The following is a 19,272-nucleotide window of genomic DNA, read 5'->3' on the forward strand; positions in this document are numbered from 1 at the left end:
GTCCCCCGCCCCTGCCCTGTGCCCGCCCCATGCTCTACCTGTCTTTGGCCGTGATCTGCAGCGTGCTGGTTTCGGTGTTGTTGAAGGTGGCCGGACGCCGCCAGCTGGATGTTTCGCAGATGGTCACCTGGAACTATCTGGTGGCGGCAACGCTCACCGCCGTGGTGCTGCAGCCGCCGCTGGATTCGCTGCGCGCGCCGCACGCGCCGTGGCTGTCATTGCTGGCGCTGGCGGTGGTGCTGCCCTCGATTTTCCTGGTGCTGGGCCGCGCGGTGGCGGTGGCCGGCATCGTCCGCAGCGACGTGGCGCAGCGGCTGTCGCTGCTGCTGTCATTGGCCGCCGCCTTCCTGTTCTTCGGCCAGACTGCCACGCCGTGGAAGCTGGCCGGGCTCGGCCTGGGCCTGCTGGCGATGGTGGCGATCAGCCTGCGCCCACGCGGGCCGGTGGTCGCGTCCTCGCCCGGCGGCTGGGGCTGGCTGCTGGGGGTATGGGCTGGGTTTGCGGTGGTGGACGTGCTGCTCAAGCAGGTGGCGCTGTCCGGCACGCCGTCGATGGCGGCGGTGCTGGCCAGCTTCAGCGTGGCCTTCGTGCTGATGCTGGCGCTGCAGCTGTGGCGGCATGCGCGTGGCCGCAGCCGGCTGGCCTGGCGCAACCTGGGCGCGGGCGCGCTGCTGGGCCTGCTCAATGGCGGCAACATTCTCTTCTATGTGCACGCGCACCAGTCGATGCCGGACAGCCCGGCCACCGTGTTCGCCGGCATGAACATCGGCGTGGTGGTGCTGGGCGCGCTGGTGGGCGTGTTCGCCTTCGGCGAGGCGACCACCCGGTGGAACCGCGCCGGCCTGGCGCTGGCGGTGCTGGCGATCGGGTTGATCGCCTGGGGGTGAGCGTTGGTTGCGGCGGGCCATTTCCGCGCCCGCGGTGGGATGTCACTTTTCTTTTCGCGCGAAAAGAAAAGTAACCAAAAGAAACGCGCCGCCAGCCGCGAGCCGGTGCTGTGCACCGGTTCCCTGCGCTTCTCGGTGAATCAGGGGACGGCGCCGAACTCGCTGCGCTCAAACATCGGCGCCTCTTCGCCCCTGATTCACCTGCGATGCTCGGCTCGCTTGAAGACGGAGTGGAAGATCAAAAGCAACGGCAGGATCCGTGCCGATCAAGGTCCCGCCCAGAGCAGGTCCCCGCCGAACCTTATCTGTCGAAACCCAACAACAGCGGGTCGTGGTCGGAGCTGCGCCACGGGCCCTGCACGTTGCGGCCCTGGTAGCCGCTGGCATCCTGCTCGTCGGCGTTGCTGTGCCACTCGGCGGCACCGCGCAGGCGCTTGGCCATGCCCGGGCTCAGCAGCGCGTGGTCGAGGCGGCCGGTATAGCCGTTGTAGACGTAGCTGTAGGGATGCTCGATCTTGGCGACCTTGAACGCGTCCTGCCAGCCCAGGTCATGCAGGGTGCGGATCGGGTCTTCCATCGCGTAGGCATTGAAATCGCCGAGCAGCACCGCGTCCTTTGCACCGGTACCGGTCGGGTCGGTCTGCAGCCAGGCGTGCAGCTGCTGCGCCGAGGTCACGCGGGTGGCGTTCCAGCAGCCCTGGTTGTCGTTTTGGTCGGCGTCGGCACCGGCGGCGTCGCGGCAGCCCTTTGACTTGAAGTGGTTGGCCACCACCACGAACGGCGCGCCCTGCTTGCCCTGGAAGGCCTGCGCCAGCGGCACGCGGCTGTGCTCGACGAAGGGGCCACCGGTCAGCGTGGCCGGCTTGCCCACCGGCTGCAGGCGCGCGCTGCGGTAGATGATGCCGACCCGGATCGGGTTGTCACCGGGGCCGTTGCCCGCGTCGACAAAGCGCCAGTCGCCCTGCGCGCCACGGTCGCGGTTGAGCGCATCGACCAGTTCGGCGATGGCCGACTGCGGGCCGTAGCCGTCGTTCTCCAGCTCCATCAGCGCGGCGACATCGGCGCCCAGCGCGTTGACCGTGGTGACCAGCTTGGCCATCTGCGCCTTGTGTTCCTCCAGCGTGCGTGCGCCGCGCAGGGTCGGGAAGCCACCGCCCTGGCCGTCGCCGTTGAAGAAGTTCTCCAGGTTGAAGGCCGCCACATGCAGGTTGCCCGGCACGGTCGGCACCGCCGGGCGCTTCAGCTCCGGCAGCTTCAGCGCGCCTTCGACCTGCAGGCGCGGATGGCCATGCGCATCCATGCGCACGATGCCCTGCACATCGCGCAGCTGCATGCCGGTGCGCAGCACCGGGTTGCCCGGCAGGTAAGCCACGCTGGCCGGGTCGCGGGCATCGCTGCCATCTTCCAGCACCAGGCGGCGGCGCTGGTTGTCGGCCATCACCTGCTCATAGCCGGCAGTGCCCGGCGTGGCCACTTCGGTCGGCTGCCAGAGGCGGCCATCGAAGGCCACGGTGAGCTGGCCGAAGCGCTCCAGGCCGTCGGTACCGGCCAGGGTCAGCGGTGCGGCGATGCGCACGCGCTGGCCATCCAGTGCACGCCAGTCGGCCGGCGCGGCGGTCAGCACCACGGTGGCGCTGCTGCGCGCAGCGGAGGGCGCCGCGGCCGGTGCGGCCTGCGGCTGGGCCTGGGCAAAGGCGCCGGCCGGCAGCAGCAGGGACAGGGCAAGGGCGAGGGAACGGCGGCGCATCGGCGGGCGACTCCATGGAAGAGGCGCACAGACTAACCTTGAAATGCGAAACCCCAGCGACGCGCGCGGTTTTGGCCTTGGCCGGCAAAGCCGCCGGTGGCAGACGGAGAACGACCGCGGCGATTGGGGCGACCGGCGGGTAGAGTCGACTGTTAATCGACTATCGCGCGCAGCGCGGGCTTTTTCGGTGGCGTTGGGAAGAGCAGTCGACCAACAGTCGACTCTACCCCCGTTCCGCGGTTCCGCCATCCCGTTCGGCGGTTCCATGTTCCGACGTTTCCGACGTTTCCGCCGTTTCGCGGTTTGGCCGTCCCGGCGCCTACTTCAGGTTGCCCAGCATCCAGTCCACGGTGGCGTGGATCTGTTCCTCGGTCAGCGCCGGGTTGCCACCCTTGGGCGGCATGATGCCGCCATCCGGGCCGGTGTAGCCCTCGATGGCGTGCTTGTAGAGGGTGTCCTTGCCCTGCGCGATGCGCTTGTCCCAGTGCGAATGGTCCAGCGTCGGCGCCATGCCCACGCCGGTGGTGTGGCAGGCCGTGCACAGGTTGTCGAAGATGACCTTGCCGTCCTTGGTGCCACCGTAGGCCACCTGCGAGGCGGCCTTGGCCAGCGCGGCGGCCTTGGCCGCTGCCTGCGCGGCGGCGCCGGTGCTGCCGGCATAGACCGCGCCGGTGGGCGAAATGCGCTGTTCGGTGCGCTTGGCCGCCGTCGGCGACACCTCGGGCGGAATCCGGGTGTGGATGTAGGCGGCAAGGAGGATGAGGCCGAGGGTGATGGTCGCCAGCAGCGCGATCACCATGGAGAAGCGTTTCAGGAACTCCAGATCGTAATTCCGCACTCTTCGTTACCCCTGGCTGATAGTCGTTGGACCACGGCTGAGCGACTGCGTGATGGACCGAGTATAGAACGCGCTTTGCGTGCGACAACAGGCGTCACTGCTGGTGCGGCGCAACATGCCGGCCCGGTAGTGCCGGCCGCTGGCCGGCATCGCCATCCCGCCGGATGGATCGTGCAGAAACCGGCCAGCGGCCGGCTCTACCACGTTACCGGGCGCCGATTGCGCGCAGGCAGAAGCTGCAGATCGCATCCACCAGCGCGTCTTCGTCGCGGTGCGCTTCGCGGCTGGGTGCGGTCGGGCCGACCATCGCCTCGGTGAAGGCGCCGACCAGGCAGGCGGCGGCCACATGCGCGTCCTGCGCAGGCAGCTCACCGGCGGCCACGCCCTCCTCCACCAGCCGCAGGAACACGTCGCCGAAGGCGCGACGACCACGCATGCGCTCAGCCTCCACGTCCGGATCGACCGGTTCGACGATGAAGGCATGCGCCAGCCCCGGCCCGGCCAGGGCGCGGCGAACGAAGGCGGTGATCGCCAGCCGCAGGCGCTCGCTGGCCACCTCCGGACCACTGGCGATGCGCTCCATGATCGCGACCTCGTGGGCCACCGCGGCGTTGAGCACCTCCACGAACAGCTCGGCCTTGGACGGGAAATGGCGATAGATCAGGCCGGTGGATACCCCCGCCTGGGTCGCCACGGCGGTCACCGGGGCGTTGCGCCAGCCGCCGGTGGCGACCAGCTCACGGGTGGCCAGCAGGATCCGTTCACGGGCCCCGGCCAGGCGTTCTTCCATCAGTGCAGAGCGTTTGTAGGCCATGTTTTGATTCTGGTTTCAATTTTTGAATTTGTATTCACTTCTTATCCGAACCCCGCTACGCTGGGTCCAATCGCCCGTGCGGGCAGCGGTCCTGCAGACCGCCGCCCGCTCCCCCGCCGGGTGCGTCCATTTCCTGCCATCCCGTCGTGGAGCCACCACAATGCACGTGCCATCCCTGAACTTCGACCTTGGCGAAGACATCGACCTGCTGCGCCAGAGCGTGGCCCATTTTGCCGCCGCCGAGGTCGCACCGCTGGCCGCCGAGGCCGATGCCAGCAACCAGTTCCCGCTGGCCCTGTGGCCGAAGCTGGGCGAACAGGGCCTGCTCGGCCTCACCGTGGAAGAAGCATACGGCGGCACCGGCATGGGCTACCTGGCCCACGTGGTGGCGATGGAAGAAATCTCGCGTGCCTCCGGCGGCATCGGCCTGTCCTATGGCGCGCACTCCAACCTGTGCGTGAACCAGCTGCGCAAGAACGGCAACGAAGAACAGAAGCAGCGCTTCCTGCCCGGCCTGTGCGACGGCAGCCTGGTCGGCGCGCTGGCAATGAGCGAGCCGGGTGCCGGTTCGGACGTAGTGTCGATGAAGCTGCGCGCCGACAAGCGCGGCGACCGCTACGTGCTCAACGGCAACAAGATGTGGATCACCAACGGCCCGGATGCCGACGTGCTGGTGGTCTATGCCAAGACCGACATGGACGCCGGCGCCAAGGGCATCACCGCGTTCCTGGTCGAGAAGGGCATGAAGGGCTTCTCCACCGCGCAGAAGCTGGACAAGCTGGGCATGCGCTCCTCGCCCACCTGCGAGCTGGTGTTCCAGGACTGCGAAGTGCCGGAAGAAAACGTGCTGGGCCAGGTTGGCGGTGGCGTGCGCGTGCTGATGTCCGGCCTGGACTACGAGCGCGTGGTGCTGTCCGGCGGCCCGCTGGGCCTGATGGCCGCGGCGATGGACGTGGTGATGCCGTACGTGCACGAGCGCCACCAGTTCGGTGAGGCGATCGGCAGCTTCCAGCTGATCCAGGCCAAGATCGCCGACATGTACGTCGGCCTGGGCGCCTGCCGCGCCTATGTCTATGCCGTGGCGCGCGCCTGCGACCAGGGCCGCACCACCCGCCAGGACGCCGCCGGTGCCATCCTGTACGCCGCCGAGAAGGCCACCTGGCTGACCGGCCAGGCGATCCAGATCCTGGGCGGCAACGGCTACATCAACGAATACCCGACCGGCCGCTTGTGGCGCGACGCCAAGCTGTATGAAATCGGCGCCGGCACCTCGGAGATCCGCCGCATGCTGATCGGCCGCGAACTGTTCCAGCGCACCCTGTAAGGCCACCGCGATGACCGTCCTGAACAGCCAGCTGCAACCGGGCAGCGATACCTTTGAAGCCAACCGCGCGGCCATGCAGGCCGTGGTTGACGATCTGCACGCCACCCTGGCGCGCACCGCGCTGGGTGGCAGCGAGGCCGCGCGCGCCAAGCACACCGCACGCGGCAAGCTGCTGGTGCGTGACCGCATCGACACCCTGCTCGACCCCGGTAGCGCCTTCCTCGAAATCGCGCCGCTGGCCGCGCATGGCATGTACGAAGACGCCGTGCCGGCCGCCGGCGTGGTGGCCGGCATCGGCCGGGTGAGCGGCGTGGAGTGCGTGATCGTGGCCAACGATGCCACGGTCAAGGGCGGCACCTACTACCCGATGACGGTGAAGAAGCACCTGCGCGCGCAGGAGATTGCCGAACAGAACCACCTGCCGTGCATCTACCTGGTCGATTCCGGCGGCGCGTTCCTGCCGCTGCAGGACGAAGTCTTCCCCGACCGTGACCATTTCGGCCGCATCTTCTACAACCAGGCCAACCTGTCGGCGCAGGGCATTCCGCAGATCGCCTGCGTGATGGGCAGCTGCACCGCTGGTGGCGCCTACGTGCCGGCGATGAGCGACGAGACGGTGATCGTGCGCGAGCAGGGCACGATCTTCCTCGGCGGCCCGCCGCTGGTGAAGGCGGCCACCGGTGAAGTAGTGACCGCCGAGGAACTGGGCGGCGCCGACGTGCACACGCGCATATCCGGCGTGGCCGACCACATGGCTGACAACGATCTGCAGGCACTGGCACGGGTGCGTGCGATCATCGCGCAGCTGAACTGGCGCAAGCCGGAACCGGCGATGGCGGTGCAGGCCAGCGAAGAACCGCTGCTGCCGGCACACGAACTGTACGGTGTGATCCCGGCCGATACGCGCAAGCCCTACGACGTACGCGAGGTGATCGCGCGCCTGGTCGATGGCTCGCGCTTCGACGAATTCAAGCCGCGCTATGGCGCGACGCTGGTGACCGGCTTCGCCCATCTGAACGGCTACCCGATCGGCATCATCGCCAACAACGGCATCCTGTTCTCCGAGTCGGCGCTGAAGGGCGCGCACTTCATCGAGCTGTGCACCCAGCGCAACATTCCGCTGGTGTTCCTGCAGAACATCACCGGCTTCATGGTCGGCCGCAAGTACGAACAGGGCGGCATCGCCAAGGACGGCGCCAAGCTGGTGATGGCGGTGGCCTGCGCCAGGGTTCCCAAGTTCACCGTGGTGATCGGCGGTTCGTTCGGCGCCGGCAACTACGGCATGTGCGGCCGCGCGTACTCGCCGAACTTCCTGTGGATGTGGCCGAACGCACGCATCGGCGTGATGGGCGGCGAGCAGGCCGCCAGCGTGCTGGCCACGGTCAAGCGCGATGGCATCGAGGCCAAGGGCGGCCAGTGGCCGGCTGCGGAGGAAGACGCGTTCAAGGCGCCGATCCGCGACCAGTTCGAGCAGCAGGGCCACCCGTACTACGCCAGCGCGCGCCTGTGGGACGACGGCGTGATCGATCCGGCCGACACCCGCCGGGTGCTGGCCCTGGCGCTATCGGCCAGCCTCAACGCCGCCCCGCAGCAGACGCGCTTCGGCGTGTTCCGCATGTAATCCATGCCATGACCGAGCACGCTCCCATGAAGCCCGTTGCCATGTTCACCAAAGTCCTGATCGCCAACCGTGGCGAAATCGCCTGTCGCGTCATCGCCACCTGCCGCCGCCTCGGCATCGCCACCGTGGCGGTGTATTCCGATGCCGACCGCAACGCGCGCCACGTGCGCCTGGCCGACGAAGCCATCCGCATTGGTCCGGCCGCCGCGCGTGAGAGCTACCTGCGCGGCGATGCGCTGCTCGACGCGGCACGCGCGACCGGCGCGCAGGCCATCCACCCCGGCTACGGCTTCCTGTCCGAGAATGCCGACTTCGCCGATGCCTGCACCGCCGCCGGCATCACCTTCATCGGGCCGCCGGCCAGCGCCATCCGCGCGATGGGCGACAAGAGCGCGGCCAAGGCGCTGATGGCCAAGGCCGGCGTACCGCTGACCCCGGGCTACCACGGCGATCAGCAGGCACCGGACTTCCTGCGCACGCAGGCCGACGCCATCGGCTACCCGGTACTGATCAAGGCCAGCGCCGGTGGCGGTGGCAAGGGCATGCGCAAGGTCGAGCGCAGCGAGGACTTCGTCGATGCGCTGGCCAGCTGCCAGCGCGAGGCGGCCTCGGCGTTCGGCAACGACCACGTTCTGGTCGAGAAGTATGTCGAGCGCCCGCGTCATATCGAGATCCAGGTATTCGGCGACAGCCACGGTGACGCGGTGTACCTGTTCGAGCGCGACTGCTCGGTGCAGCGCCGCCACCAGAAGGTGCTGGAAGAAGCGCCGGCCCCGGGCATGAGCGCGGAACGTCGTGCGGCGATGGGCAAGGCGGCGGTCGATGCCGCGCGCGCGGTGGGCTATGAAGGTGCGGGCACGGTGGAGTTCATCGCCGGCCCGGACGGCGATTTCTACTTCATGGAAATGAACACCCGCCTGCAGGTCGAGCACCCGGTCACCGAGTACATCACCGGTACCGACCTGGTGGAATGGCAGCTGCGCGTGGCCTCGGGCCAGCCGCTGCCGCTGCGCCAGGAGCAGCTGGCCATCCACGGCCACGCGATCGAAGCGCGCCTGTATGCCGAAGATGCCGACCGTGGCTTCCTGCCCTCCACCGGCACCCTGCGCCGCCTGCGCCTGCCAATCCCGTCGGCCCATGTGCGCGTGGATACCGGCGTGGAGGAAGGCGACAGCATCACTCCGTACTACGACCCGATGATTGCCAAGCTGATCGTCTGGGACGTGGACCGCGATGCCGCGCTGCGCCGCATGAGCCAGGCGCTGGCCGACTGCCAGGTGGTAGGCGTGACCACCAATGCCGGCTTCCTGCGCCGGCTGGTGAATACCGATTCGTTCGCGCACGCCAGGCTGGATACCGCGCTGATCGAACGCGAACAGGCGGCATTGAGTGCAGTGGGCGAAACGGATGATGCCCTGTGGCAGCTGGCCGCCGTGGCCGCGGTTGCTGGCACTGCCGGTGCCAGCACCGACGCGCGCGACCCGCATTCGCCATGGCAGGCCCAGGATGGCTGGCGCCTCGGCGCATCGGCACCGCGCGTGCTGCCGCTGCAGCAGGGCGAACGCAAGCACACGCTCAAAGTGTGGGCACAGGCCGATGGCTGGCGCGTGCAGCGCGATGACGCCGCGCCGGTTCAGGTGATCGGCACAGCCGATGCGCAGCATCTTACCGTGCAGCTGGGCGAACGCCGCTGGTCGCTGCAGCTGCTGCGCAACGGTGACCAGCTGTACCTGTTCGGCGCCGACGGCCAGCACCGCTTCACCCTGCACGATCCGGTGGGCGAATCGGACCACGCCGTGGCGGATGCCGGCAGCCTGCTGGCGCCGATGCCGGGCAGGATCGTCGCCACGCTGGTCGCCGCCGGTACCGAGGTCAAGCGCGGCACGCCGCTGGTGGTGCTGGAAGCGATGAAGATGGAGCACACCCTGCAGGCACCGGCGGATGGGACGGTGAAGGGCTATCGCGCCAAGGCCGGCGACCAGGTGGGTGATGGTGCGGTGCTGGTGGACTTCGACGCGGCGTGATGCAGCAGAGGCCGCGCGGGGTCAGCCCGCGCGGTCTTCAAGGTTCCAGATCACGCCTGCCGGGTCCAGTTCGCTGGTCGTCATCCGTGATGCACGCCATCCGAAACCGCAGACCGCGAGTACCCCCTCATTGATCGTGTCCAGGCCCAGGGCACGTTCGATGGGCTTTTCGTTGATCGCTGCAGTAATGAATGCTCCCAGGCCGGCATCCGTGGCCGCCAGGTACAGCGTCTGGGATAGATGTCCCGCCTCCATCGCGACAACCCGATAGCTTTTCCCATGCTGGCGATACTTCCAGTACGTCCTGTTGAAACGTGGGGCCAGGACCACCAGCACGTGCGCATCCGCGAACCAGTGCTGCTGCCCGACCATGGACATCACGAAGTCGCGATCGATGGCCACGGGGCAATCAACCGGCATCAGTCCGTGGCCCTGCGCTCGATAGAGGTACATGCCCGCGGCAAGTCCATCGACATTGCGCACCAGCACGTAGGCTTCCACAGGATGCAGACCGCCGCCCGAAGGTACGTTCTTCTTCAGGAACACCAGATCATCGCCTTCGCGCTGGCAGCTGCTGCTGCCGAATGCCCGTTGCAGCATCTGGCTCAGCAGGGGCAGCGGCAGTGATCGGGTGACATCGAAGTTCCGGCAGGTGACGCGCCGCGCCAGCAGTGCGTCGAAATCGGTGGACTGCTGAGGCGGCAGTGGTACCAACCCAGCGTCGGCAGCGGCAGCGTGCGGTGGCGGCGGTCCCAATGTCCTGCGCATCTGCGAGGCCGTTTCGATCTGTGATTCACGCATGTTGCGAACGGCGTCAACATCCTCCCAGCGTGAGAAGGCATGCATGACCGCAGCCAGGGGGTGCCAATGCGTTGCACGCAGCCGCTCGTCACGAGCGGCAACATCGTCATCCTGTCCGCGAGTCAACACCAGGCCACTGGCGATCAGCAGGTCCATGGCAGGTGAACAGGCCTTCCCTGCCTCAAGCGTGGTCCATGCACTTGGGCTCAGGCTTCCCAGCAGTGCCTGTGCCGCAGCGTCCAGCACCACCGGTCCATCCAGGTGGGGGGCGAGTGCCTTCCAGGCAAGCGTGCGCACCAGCCCATCACCACCGCGCAGCAGGCCCTCAAACTCAAACCGGATCTGCTCGGTGGGCTGTACCACTACGATCGCGCAGCGCCTGACATCCATCGGATCAGCCCTTCCTTCATCGTGAATCCACGTTATCGAACCGCGACCCGATTCCTTTACATCTCCCGCTCTACCCTCTCAAGAACCGCTTTGCCAAGCCGACATCACCACTGCCCCTCGACACTCCATGGATGCAGGACACAATGCCCACGTTGACGCTCTCGCTGCCGGTCGCAAGGACGCTGGTTCAGCGCCTCGCCACCGATGACACCTTCCGCCAGCTCTTCGCTACCGACACGGCCGCCGCGATACTGCTGGCTGGACACGTTCCATCCAACCCGGCTGACCTTCAGCAGTTCGTCCAGGATTGCTGCAAGAACATCTGCCTGGCGGAGAAAGACGTCATCGCACAGGCCGAAGACCAGATCATCGCCATGCTGACCAGTGGTACCGGCTACTCCGTGCCGATGCTTGAGGACGGTTACGGCTCGCCGCGCACGCTGCGCTGAGGCATCGAGGCCATGGTGTCGGCAGCCTCGATTGCCGGCGCCGCCATGAGCCTCCGCACATCCACTACGTTAAGCGCCTGCAGGCAGAAGCTGCATTGCGCTTCTGCATATGCAAATCCGGGGCGATCACGCAGCCAACGCGTCTGCTCCTGGGCAACATCCTTCAGGCCCGCCTCCAGCGCCAGGTCACGCACTGCCAGCCGCACCTGCAGGCGTGGCTGCTTCTTCAGCAGCGGTACGAGCAGGTCCAGCCCGGCCTGGGGCCGGCCCTCATGCTGCATCATCCGCCCGGCCAACAGGGTGACGTACTGGCGCAACACGCTGCTGTCAGGGAGATCCTGAAGCGCGTTCATCCGGGCCTGGACCGCCTTGGCCGGTGCGGCATCGCCCAGTCTCAGTGCCAGCAAGGCTGCTGCGTGTGCTGCAACCAGGCGATCCACCACCTCCACCGCGGGTTCGCCGCTCAGCTCTGCGAACGGCGCGGTCGCGGCCACGCGCGCCACCATCAGCGCCTTCGACCTTCTGCCGGCCATCATGTAGGCGACGGCCAGGGGCATGTCGAAGTTGTACCGATCCATGCCCTGGCGCTGTCCGGCAAGCATCCTTCCCTGTTCGGCGAGCTTGATGGCGCCCTCGACATCGCCTTGGTCAAGCGCAATCGTGGTAGCGAAATTGCCAGCATGGAAGTTGCCTGGATCGATCCGCCCAAGCAGCGCATTGGCCTTCTCGAACTCGGAACGCGCTGCCGCCACCGTCGCCTGGCGCATCAATGCACCTTCCCAACCATTGCCGGCGGCACGGCTGAACGCGATGTCAGCCTCTGCGTAGCGCTCGCTGGCCAGCAAGGCGCGGCCGTACTGGTCCTGCGCGATCTCAGGCAGCTCGACCCTGCTTTGTGCAACACGCCGGGAAAGCGCCAGGGCCTCGGCAACGCGGTTCTCGTGGAAAAGATTCAGACCGGCGTTGTAGCTTGCAGGCATGTAATCCGGATACAGCTCCGCCATGCGCGCCCAGCCGTCGGTGGCGCGATCCGGATCACTGATCTGCAGCGCCCAGTTCTGCACGTACAGGCGCTCGCGTGGCGTAAGGTGCCCTGATCGACGGTCGGCCTCTGCCAGCAGACGCCGGGCATCGCGGTAATTCATCATGGCGAAGCGACAGCGGGCTTGGCCCAGCCATGCCAGGGCGAACTCAGGATCGACCTCGATCGCCTGCCCGAAGAACGCCATAGCGCCGTTGAAATCTCCTCGGCTGTAGCGCTTCTGGCCCAAGGCAAACGCACGCAACGCATCCATGCTGCCCGTGGTCACCTCCGGCAGGGATTGGCTGTCGCGCTGGATCAATGCGGGCTCTTCGCCCAGGCGATCACGCAGCTGGCGCGAAACATCGTCCACCGCCGCCAGTACTGCACCGGCCTTCGCATCGGCGGATACCACGGCCAGGGTGCGCAGCGTCGACGGCTCGACCACCTCCACGCTGAAGCGGGTTCGGCCGCCGACATCGGTCGCCGATGGCACGAACACCAGGCGGGCGCCCGTGCGCACCGCCACAGCGGCGGCATCGCCACGTTCACGGACACCGCGATCCGGCGGTTTCCGCATCATCTCAAGGGTGCGGCCGACGCGGTCGTCACTGACGACGTTGACGTAGCGGGACTGCTCGAGACTGATCCGGAACGCCTGGTCCAGGGCGTCATCGAGCAGTCGATTGCCGGTGAGGTTATGCAGCCCGCCGAGCACCACCCAGTCGCGTTCGGCGAACGCGATGGCCGGCTGTGGCCGGGTCAGCAACCAGACACCAAGCACTGCGGCCAGCAGTACGGCGGCCTGCGCCGCCATCGCCAGCGGACGGCGCCACAACGGAAGATCACGCCGGGCCTTGGCCGTGTGCCGCAGCCGCCCCGGGGTGGGCATGCCCGCCGCCTGCACGCCGTAGACTTCGGCTGGCTGGCTCACGCCCTTGAAGCGCCATCGCCCGAACGATCGCCATTGCAGGCCTTCAGCCATCGCGCCCAGCGACCCACTGGAGCGACGCACGATGGATTCGGCCACCGCCGAAAGCAGGATCTGGCCCGGACGTGCCAACTGCATCAGGCGCGCCGCCGTCGGCTTGGCCAGGCCTTCGACTTCAATCGCCTTGGCGCCAGCCCGCACTGCCTCGGCGCTGTTCTCCCAGGTCAGCACATCGCCCACATGCAGACCAGCCCGCGCCTGAAGATGGATCTCGTGTCTCTGCCCCAGCGGTTGCAGCCCACGCTGGTAATCCAATGCGAAGCCAAGCGCGTCGATCGGGCGCTCGAACAGCATGAACAGCCCGTCGGAGCGATCGATCAGCTGGCCGTTCCAGCGCTGCTGCAGCGCCAGCACCAGCCGGTCGTGTTCCTGGAACAGTTCGGCGGCAGCGACATCGCCGATGCGTTCGACCAGCAGCAGCGAGTCACACAGGTCGGTGAATAGCAGGGCGCGCAGTTGCTGGTTGTGCGGCGCCGACGTTCCGTTGTCGCCATTCATCGCCTCTGTCTCCCGATCTAGGGTGAGTCCACTGCGTCTGCCCAACGCAGGCAGTTGCCACCATCACGCTTGGCCTGGTACAGCGCACGATCCGCGCTGGCGTACCACTCGCTCCAGCCCGCATCCGGGTCCAGCAGGCTGGCGCCGATGCTGACCAGGCTGACGTGCGGCGTGCCGTGGCTGCGCTCGAGCAGGCCGTGTACCGCGCTGAGGATGAACTCTGCCGCGTGCTGCACGATCTCGTGGTTGCCACGACGCAGGATCAGGCAGAACTCGTCACCGCCGAGCCGGCAGGCCAGGTCCTGCTCACCGGCCATCGAGCGCAGGATGTTGCCCATGCTCTGCAGCACGCGATCGCCGGCCTGGTGGCCATGGCGGTCATTGATCTGCTTGAAGCGGTCGCAGTCGATGAGCAGCAGCGCCTGCGGCAGCCCACTGCCATCGGCGCGGCATTCCTGCAGGTACAGGGTGAGGCCACGGCGGTTGTGCAGCCCGGTCAGTTCATCGGTACGCACCAGTTCACGGGTGTGGGTCAGCTGGTGGGTAGTGATGTACAGATTGTCCAGCGCGGTTTCCAGATCATGGTTGCGCCGGCGCAGCTGGCTGATCAGCGCCTGTTCGTTGGTCAGCACGCGCATGATCGTGCGGCGCAGGAAGTAGGCGACCAGGCCCGGATCGGATTCCACCAGACGATGGAAGTCGGCGGGCCCCAGCTCAAGCACCTCGCAGTCCACCAGAGCGCGCGCACTGGCGCTGCGCGGGTGATCACCCACCAGCAGGCCCAGCTCACCGAAGAACTCCTGCTGCCCGAGGGTCTTGATCACCAGGTCCTCGCCGAAGTCCAGTTCGATCTGGCCTTCCAGGATCACGTACATGCGCTCGCCACGGTGGCCACGCTGGAACAGCCACTGCCCGGCATGAAGCTTGCGTGGACGGGCAAATCTGGCGAACAATGCGACCTCGGCATCGGACAGCAGCGCATGCACGATCTCGGCCATCGCCACCCGGGCGATACCTGACGTCACATCACTGTTCTCGGCCGCACCCCTGCCGGTCATTCCCTGCACCCGCCGCCAGCGTCCCCTGGTGAGCCGCGGAGCATAGCACCGCTTTAAAATGTGCGCCCTATCTCATTTTGAGCCGTGTGGTCCGCTTTCCCGATGTGAAGGCGCACGGTGGCCGTTCTGCCCGCCACGGTCCAGGGAAAAGTCGTTCCGGATCAATCTGATGGCCACCTTCACAGGGTTTCGGCCAAGTTGCCGGACTGTGGGGTGCGCTGGATTGACGCTGCATGCGTTCATCGAGTTTCCATCGATACAACAACGCCGGCAAGTCCCCCGACCGGCCGGCGTTGCCTGGCCCTTCCCTGGCCACCCTGATCGGATTCGCGACCCCGGTAGAGCCGGCCGCTGGCCGGCTTCTCCGTAGTGCCCGAAGGCGCACGTGGGTGTCGGCCAGCGGCCGGCACTACCGCATCACGCAGCGCGTTCGCTGCGCCCGCCGTGGAACTGTTCTTCTTCGGTCGAGCCGGTCAACGCGGTGGTCGACGACTGGCCCTGCTGGATCGCCTGGGTCACGGCATCGAAGTAGCCGGTGCCAACCTCGCGCTGGTGCTTGACCGCGGTGAAGCCACGCTCGGCGGCTTCGAACTCGGCTTCCTGCAGTTCCACGAACGCGCTCATCTGGCGGCGTGCGTAGCCGTGGGCCAGATTGAACATGCCGTAGTTCAGCGCGTGGAAGCCGGCCAGGGTGATGAACTGGAACTTGTAGCCATAGCTGCCCAGCTCACGCTGGAACTTGGCGATGGTGGCGTCGTCCAGGTTCTTCTTCCAGTTGAAGCTGGGCGAGCAGTTGTAGGCCAGCAGCTTGCCCGGGAACTTCGCATGGATCGCCTCGGCGAACCTGCGTGCGAATTCCAGGTCCGGCTTGCCGGTCTCGCACCACACCAGGTCGGCGTAGGGCGCGTAGGCCAGGCCACGGCTGATCGCCTGGTCCAGGCCATTGCGGGTCTTGTAGAAGCCCTCGACGGTGCGCTCGCCAGTGGTGAACGGGCGGTCGTTGCCGTCGATGTCACTGGTCAGCAGATCCGCGGCCTCGGCATCGGTGCGCGCGACCAGCAGGGTCGGCACGCCCAGCACGTCGGCGGCCAGGCGTGCGGCGTTGAGCTTCTCGATGGCCTCGCGGGTCGGCACCAGCACCTTGCCGCCCATGTGGCCGCACTTCTTCACCGACGCCAGCTGGTCTTCGAAATGCACGCCGGCGGCGCCGGCCTCGATCATCGCCTTCATCAGTTCGAAGGCGTTGAGTACGCCGCCGAAACCGGCTTCTGCGTCGGCCACGATGGGCTGCAGGAAGTCGATGTCATCCTTGCCTTCGGCGTGGTGCAGCTGATCGGCACGCAGCAGCGTGTTGTTGATGCGCTTGACCACCGCCGGCACCGAATCGGCCGGGTACAGCGACTGGTCCGGATACATCTGGCCGGCCAGGTTGGCGTCGGCCGCCACCTGCCAGCCGGACAGGTAGATCGCCTTCAGCCCGGCCTTGACCTGCTGCATGGCCTGGTTGCCGGTCAGTGCACCCAACGCGTTGACGAACTCGCGCTCATGCAGCGATGCCCACAGCTTCTCCGCACCCAGGCGGGCCAGCGAATGCTCGATGTGGACGGTGCCGCGCAGGCGGACCACGTCGGCGGCGCTGTAGTTACGCTGGATGCCTTCCCAACGCGGGTTGGTATCCCAGTCGTGCTGGATCTGTTCGGCAGTGGGCAGCTTGCTCATGTCTTTCTCCAGTTCGGTTCGTGCGTGCAACGGGGAGGGAAACGGCGGGTTTGCGGGCAGTCAGTCAGTCGATGCGCGCGTAGGCCGGCAGGGTCAGGAAATCGGTCAGTTCGTCGCTGCGGCTCAGTTCGCCGAGCAGGGCGATGGCCTCGCCGATGCGTGCGCCACCGGGCAGCGCGGCGGTATCGCCCAGCCGTGCCGGCAGCTGCGAGAGGGTGGAATCCAGCAGCGCGAGGTCGATCGCGGTGCCGTCGTCCAGCTGCTGGCCCGGCGTGTGCAGCCACTGCCACAGCTGGCTGCGACTGATCTCGGCGGTGGCCGCATCCTCCATCAGGTGGTGGATCGGCACGCAGCCGTTGCCATCCAGCCAAGCGGCCAGGTAGCGCACGCAGACTTCCACGTTGCCTTCGAAACCGGCGCGGGTGATGGTGCCCGGCGGCCGTGCGATCAGTTCGTCGCGGCCGACGCGCACGTCCTGGCGCAGCACGCTGTGCTGGTTCGCACCGGGCATGTGTTCGTCGAAGATCGCCATCGCCACCGGAATCAGCGCCGGGTGTGCAACCCAGGTGCCGTCATGGCCGGCGGTGACTTCGCGCAGCTTGTCGGCGCGCACACGGGCCATCGCCTGTTCGTTGGCGGCGGCATCGTTGTTGATCGGAATCTGCGCGGCCATGCCGCCCATCGCATGCGCACCGCGGCGGTGGCAGGTCTGGATCAGCAGCTCCGAATACGCTTTCAGGAACGGCTGGGTCATGGTCACCTGGCCGCGTTCGGGCAGCACGCGGTCGGCGTGGCGGCGGAAGGTCTTCAGGTACGAGAAGATGTAGTCCCAGCGCCCGCAGTTCAGGCCGACGATGCGGTCACGCAGCGCGTGCAGGATCTCGTCCATCTCGAACACCGCCGGCAGCGTTTCGATCAGCACCGTCACCTTGATCTGGCCATGCGGCAGGCCGAGCATGCCTTCGATGTGCGACAGCGCGGTCTCCCACAGCGCCGCCTCTTCCATGCTCTGCAGCTTGGGCAGGTAGAAGTACGGGCCGCGGTCCTTCGCCTGCAGGGTGCGGGCGTTGTGGAAGGCGAACACCGCCGCGTCGAACAGGCCACCGGCCAGCGGCTGGCCGTCGATGGCCACGTGCTTTTCGTCCAGGTGCCAGCCGCGCGGGCGCACGATCAGCACCGCCTGCTCGTCGTACGGGCGCAGGCTGTAGTGCTTGCCATTTGCAGCGGTGAATTGCAGGTCACCGCGCACCGCCGCCGCCAGCGACTGCTGGCCGGCCAGCAGGTTGCGCCAGGTCGGCGAGGTCGAATCCTCGAAGTCGGCCATGAACACCTTGGCGCCGGAGTTCAGCGCGTTGATGACCATCTTCGGGTCGGTCGGGCCGGTGATCTCGACGCGGCGGTCCTGCAGCGCGGCCGGCAGCGGGGCAACGCGCCAGTCGCCGTTGCGGATCGCGGTGGTGTCTTCCCGGAAGTCCGGCAGGCCGCCCTGGTCGAAGAACGCCTGGCGCTCGCGGCGGGCCTGCAGCCGTGCCTGCCGGCCCGGTTCCACCGCGCGGTGCAGCGACACCAGCAGGGCCAGCAACGGCGCCGGCAGCAGGGTGTCCTGGCCGGCCACGCGGGTCGCCAGGGCGATACCGGGGGTGGCCTTGCTGGCAGGGGTGGGAACAGCGGAAGCGACGGCGGACATGGGGCGACTCCAGCGGTGGGGGAACGACTCCACGGTGCCGCTGGGCCCGAGTATTTGGCAAAACAGTTTTTGCAATGTTCTACATAAGTTATGCTAATACTCGTGACACGATGAGCACACGCACCCCGCCAAGTCCGCGTTTTTCCTACAAATCCGACCGGCTGAAGCCGCTGCGCGCGTTCTGCCAGACCGTGCGCCTGGGTTCGGTCTCACGGGCGGCTGAGGCACTTTTCGTCAGCCAGCCGGCGATCAGCCTTCAGTTGCAGGCGCTGGAACGGGAGCTGGGGGTGCCGCTGTTCGAGCGCAGCGGGCGGCGCCTGGTGCCCAGCCGCGAGGGCCAGCTGCTGTATGAAATGGCGCAGCCACTGGTGGAAAACCTGGACGGGCTGGAGGCGCGCTTCCGCGACAAGGTGCGCGGACTGGATGCGGGCGAACTGAACATCGCCGCCAACAGTTCCACCATCCTCTACCTGCTGCCGAAGATCGTCGAACGCTTCCGCCTGCATCACCCGGACGTGCGCCTGACCCTGCACAACGCGATCAGCGCCGACGGCACCGACCTGCTGCGCGAGGATGCCGCCGACCTGGCGATCGGTTCGATGACCGATGTGCCGGCCGACCTGAGCTACGCCCCGGCCTATCGCTTCGAGCAGGTGCTGATCGCACCGCACGATCATCCGCTGGCCAGTGGCGGCGAGCTGGAGCTGGCCGACATCGCGCGCTATCCGCTGGTACTGCCGCCGAAGCGGCAGATCACCTATCGCCTGGTGGACCAGGTGTTCCAGCGCCACCGCATCGCCTACACCGTGGCACTGGAGGTCGGCGGCTGGGAGGTGATCAAGCAGTACGTGGCGATGGGCATGGGCATTTCGATCGTGCCGGCGCTGTGCCTGAACGAGGCCGACCGCGAGCGGTTGGCGGCGCGGTCGATGAAGCGCTGGTTCCCGGAACGCAGTTACGGGGTGATCGTGCGCCGGGGCAAGGCGCTGTCGGCGCAGGCGCGGGCGTTCATCGAGCTGATCCAGCCGGAGTTGTTCAGTCCGCGCGATTACGACCAGAGCGGGCATTCCGAGCGGTAGGGGTGTTCGGCAGGGCTGCGCCCTGCACCTGCCGAGGCCGAAGCAACGGCAACAGCGGGCTATCCGTGGGATGGCGGTGCGCTGTGGGTGGGCAGGACACGCCGTGAACCCATCCCTGGGGGCTCGATGGCGCCATCCATGGCGCCAACGGTCCTGCCCACCCACAGCGCACCGCCTCTGACAGATCTCCGCGGCTGTTGGTAGGTGTCGACCTTGGTCGACACGTCATCAATGATCGAAATGGGCTTTTGTAGAGTCGAGCCATGCTCGACTGGCGGAAAAACGATCAAAGAAGACGCCAGGCACGGTCCCGGTCTGGCTAGA

Annotated in this window: 14 protein-coding genes; 6 read left to right on the forward strand and 8 right to left on the reverse strand. The window is 67.2% G+C overall.

The features are described 5' to 3' along the window. Positions 1–29 precede the first annotated feature (29 nt). Positions 30–887 (forward strand): EamA family transporter, encoded by an 858-nt coding sequence (locus tag AC5P9P_RS17520; protein ID WP_049403806.1) that lies wholly within the window; start codon positions 30–32, stop codon positions 885–887. Between the two features lie 301 nt (positions 888–1,188). Here the strand turns inward: AC5P9P_RS17520 and AC5P9P_RS17525 are convergent, their stop codons facing one another. The 3 genes from AC5P9P_RS17525 to AC5P9P_RS17535 all read right to left on the reverse strand — a co-directional run bounded on the left by AC5P9P_RS17525 (position 1,189) and on the right by AC5P9P_RS17535 (position 4,286). Further along, a complete protein-coding gene (locus tag AC5P9P_RS17525) occupies positions 1,189–2,634 on the reverse strand; it encodes an ExeM/NucH family extracellular endonuclease (protein WP_049404814.1) in 1,446 nt (481 codons plus the stop codon). Between the two features lie 319 nt (positions 2,635–2,953). Then, positions 2,954–3,472, reverse strand: coding sequence for a c-type cytochrome (locus AC5P9P_RS17530; RefSeq protein WP_005407662.1), 519 nt, complete (start codon positions 3,470–3,472; stop codon positions 2,954–2,956). A 205-nt stretch (positions 3,473–3,677) separates the two neighbouring features. Further along, positions 3,678–4,286 carry a TetR/AcrR family transcriptional regulator gene (locus AC5P9P_RS17535; protein ID WP_005407661.1) on the reverse strand — a complete coding sequence of 203 codons (609 nt, stop codon included), beginning with the start codon at positions 4,284–4,286 and terminating at the stop codon, positions 3,678–3,680. Positions 4,287–4,446: 160 nt separating this feature from the next. Between AC5P9P_RS17535 and AC5P9P_RS17540 the strand changes: the two genes are divergently transcribed. Genes AC5P9P_RS17540 through AC5P9P_RS17550 form a run of 3 tightly spaced genes read left to right on the forward strand, consistent with a single transcriptional unit; the run spans position 4,447 to position 9,255 of the window. Then, positions 4,447–5,610, forward strand: coding sequence for an isovaleryl-CoA dehydrogenase (locus tag AC5P9P_RS17540; protein ID WP_005407660.1), 1,164 nt, complete (start codon positions 4,447–4,449; stop codon positions 5,608–5,610). Positions 5,611–5,620: 10 nt separating this feature from the next. Then, a complete protein-coding gene (locus tag AC5P9P_RS17545) occupies positions 5,621–7,231 on the forward strand; it encodes a carboxyl transferase domain-containing protein (RefSeq protein ID WP_322534891.1) in 1,611 nt (536 codons plus the stop codon). Between the two features lie 8 nt (positions 7,232–7,239). Then, positions 7,240–9,255, forward strand: coding sequence for an acetyl-CoA carboxylase biotin carboxylase subunit (locus AC5P9P_RS17550; protein ID WP_414486770.1), 2,016 nt, complete (start codon positions 7,240–7,242; stop codon positions 9,253–9,255). A gap of 21 nt (positions 9,256–9,276) precedes the next feature. Here the strand turns inward: AC5P9P_RS17550 and AC5P9P_RS17555 are convergent, their stop codons facing one another. After that, positions 9,277–10,446 carry a putative peptide maturation dehydrogenase gene (locus tag AC5P9P_RS17555; protein WP_495232983.1) on the reverse strand — a complete coding sequence of 390 codons (1,170 nt, stop codon included), beginning with the start codon at positions 10,444–10,446 and terminating at the stop codon, positions 9,277–9,279. 143 nt (positions 10,447–10,589) lie between these two features. Here AC5P9P_RS17555 and AC5P9P_RS17560 point away from each other — a divergent pair, with 143 nt between their 5' ends. Then, complete coding sequence (locus tag AC5P9P_RS17560) at positions 10,590–10,895, forward strand: NHLP-related RiPP peptide (RefSeq protein WP_033833258.1); 306 nt, start codon at positions 10,590–10,592, stop codon at positions 10,893–10,895. Here AC5P9P_RS17560 and AC5P9P_RS17565 read toward each other — a convergent pair. The 4 genes from AC5P9P_RS17565 to aceB all read right to left on the reverse strand — a co-directional run bounded on the left by AC5P9P_RS17565 (position 10,868) and on the right by aceB (position 17,869). After that, positions 10,868–13,405, reverse strand: coding sequence for a putative peptide modification system cyclase (locus AC5P9P_RS17565; RefSeq protein WP_033833257.1), 2,538 nt, complete (start codon positions 13,403–13,405; stop codon positions 10,868–10,870). The two genes, AC5P9P_RS17560 and AC5P9P_RS17565, sit on opposite strands and share 28 nt — an antisense overlap. A gap of 17 nt (positions 13,406–13,422) precedes the next feature. Beyond that, positions 13,423–14,463 carry a GGDEF domain-containing protein gene (locus tag AC5P9P_RS17570; RefSeq protein ID WP_024956231.1) on the reverse strand — a complete coding sequence of 347 codons (1,041 nt, stop codon included), beginning with the start codon at positions 14,461–14,463 and terminating at the stop codon, positions 13,423–13,425. A gap of 417 nt (positions 14,464–14,880) precedes the next feature. Then, positions 14,881–16,182 carry an isocitrate lyase gene (gene aceA, locus AC5P9P_RS17575; RefSeq protein ID WP_005407653.1) on the reverse strand — a complete coding sequence of 434 codons (1,302 nt, stop codon included), beginning with the start codon at positions 16,180–16,182 and terminating at the stop codon, positions 14,881–14,883. A gap of 64 nt (positions 16,183–16,246) precedes the next feature. After that, the gene (gene aceB, locus AC5P9P_RS17580; protein ID WP_033833256.1) at positions 16,247–17,869 is read right to left on the reverse strand and encodes a malate synthase A; all 1,623 of its coding nucleotides are present in this window, start codon (positions 17,867–17,869) and stop codon (positions 16,247–16,249) included. Between the two features lie 110 nt (positions 17,870–17,979). Between aceB and AC5P9P_RS17585 the strand changes: the two genes are divergently transcribed. Next, the gene (locus AC5P9P_RS17585; RefSeq protein ID WP_005407651.1) at positions 17,980–18,948 is read left to right on the forward strand and encodes a LysR family transcriptional regulator; all 969 of its coding nucleotides are present in this window, start codon (positions 17,980–17,982) and stop codon (positions 18,946–18,948) included. Positions 18,949–19,272 lie beyond the last annotated feature (324 nt).

This window comes from Stenotrophomonas sp. YJH_SMC_14-1, assembly GCF_059372275.1.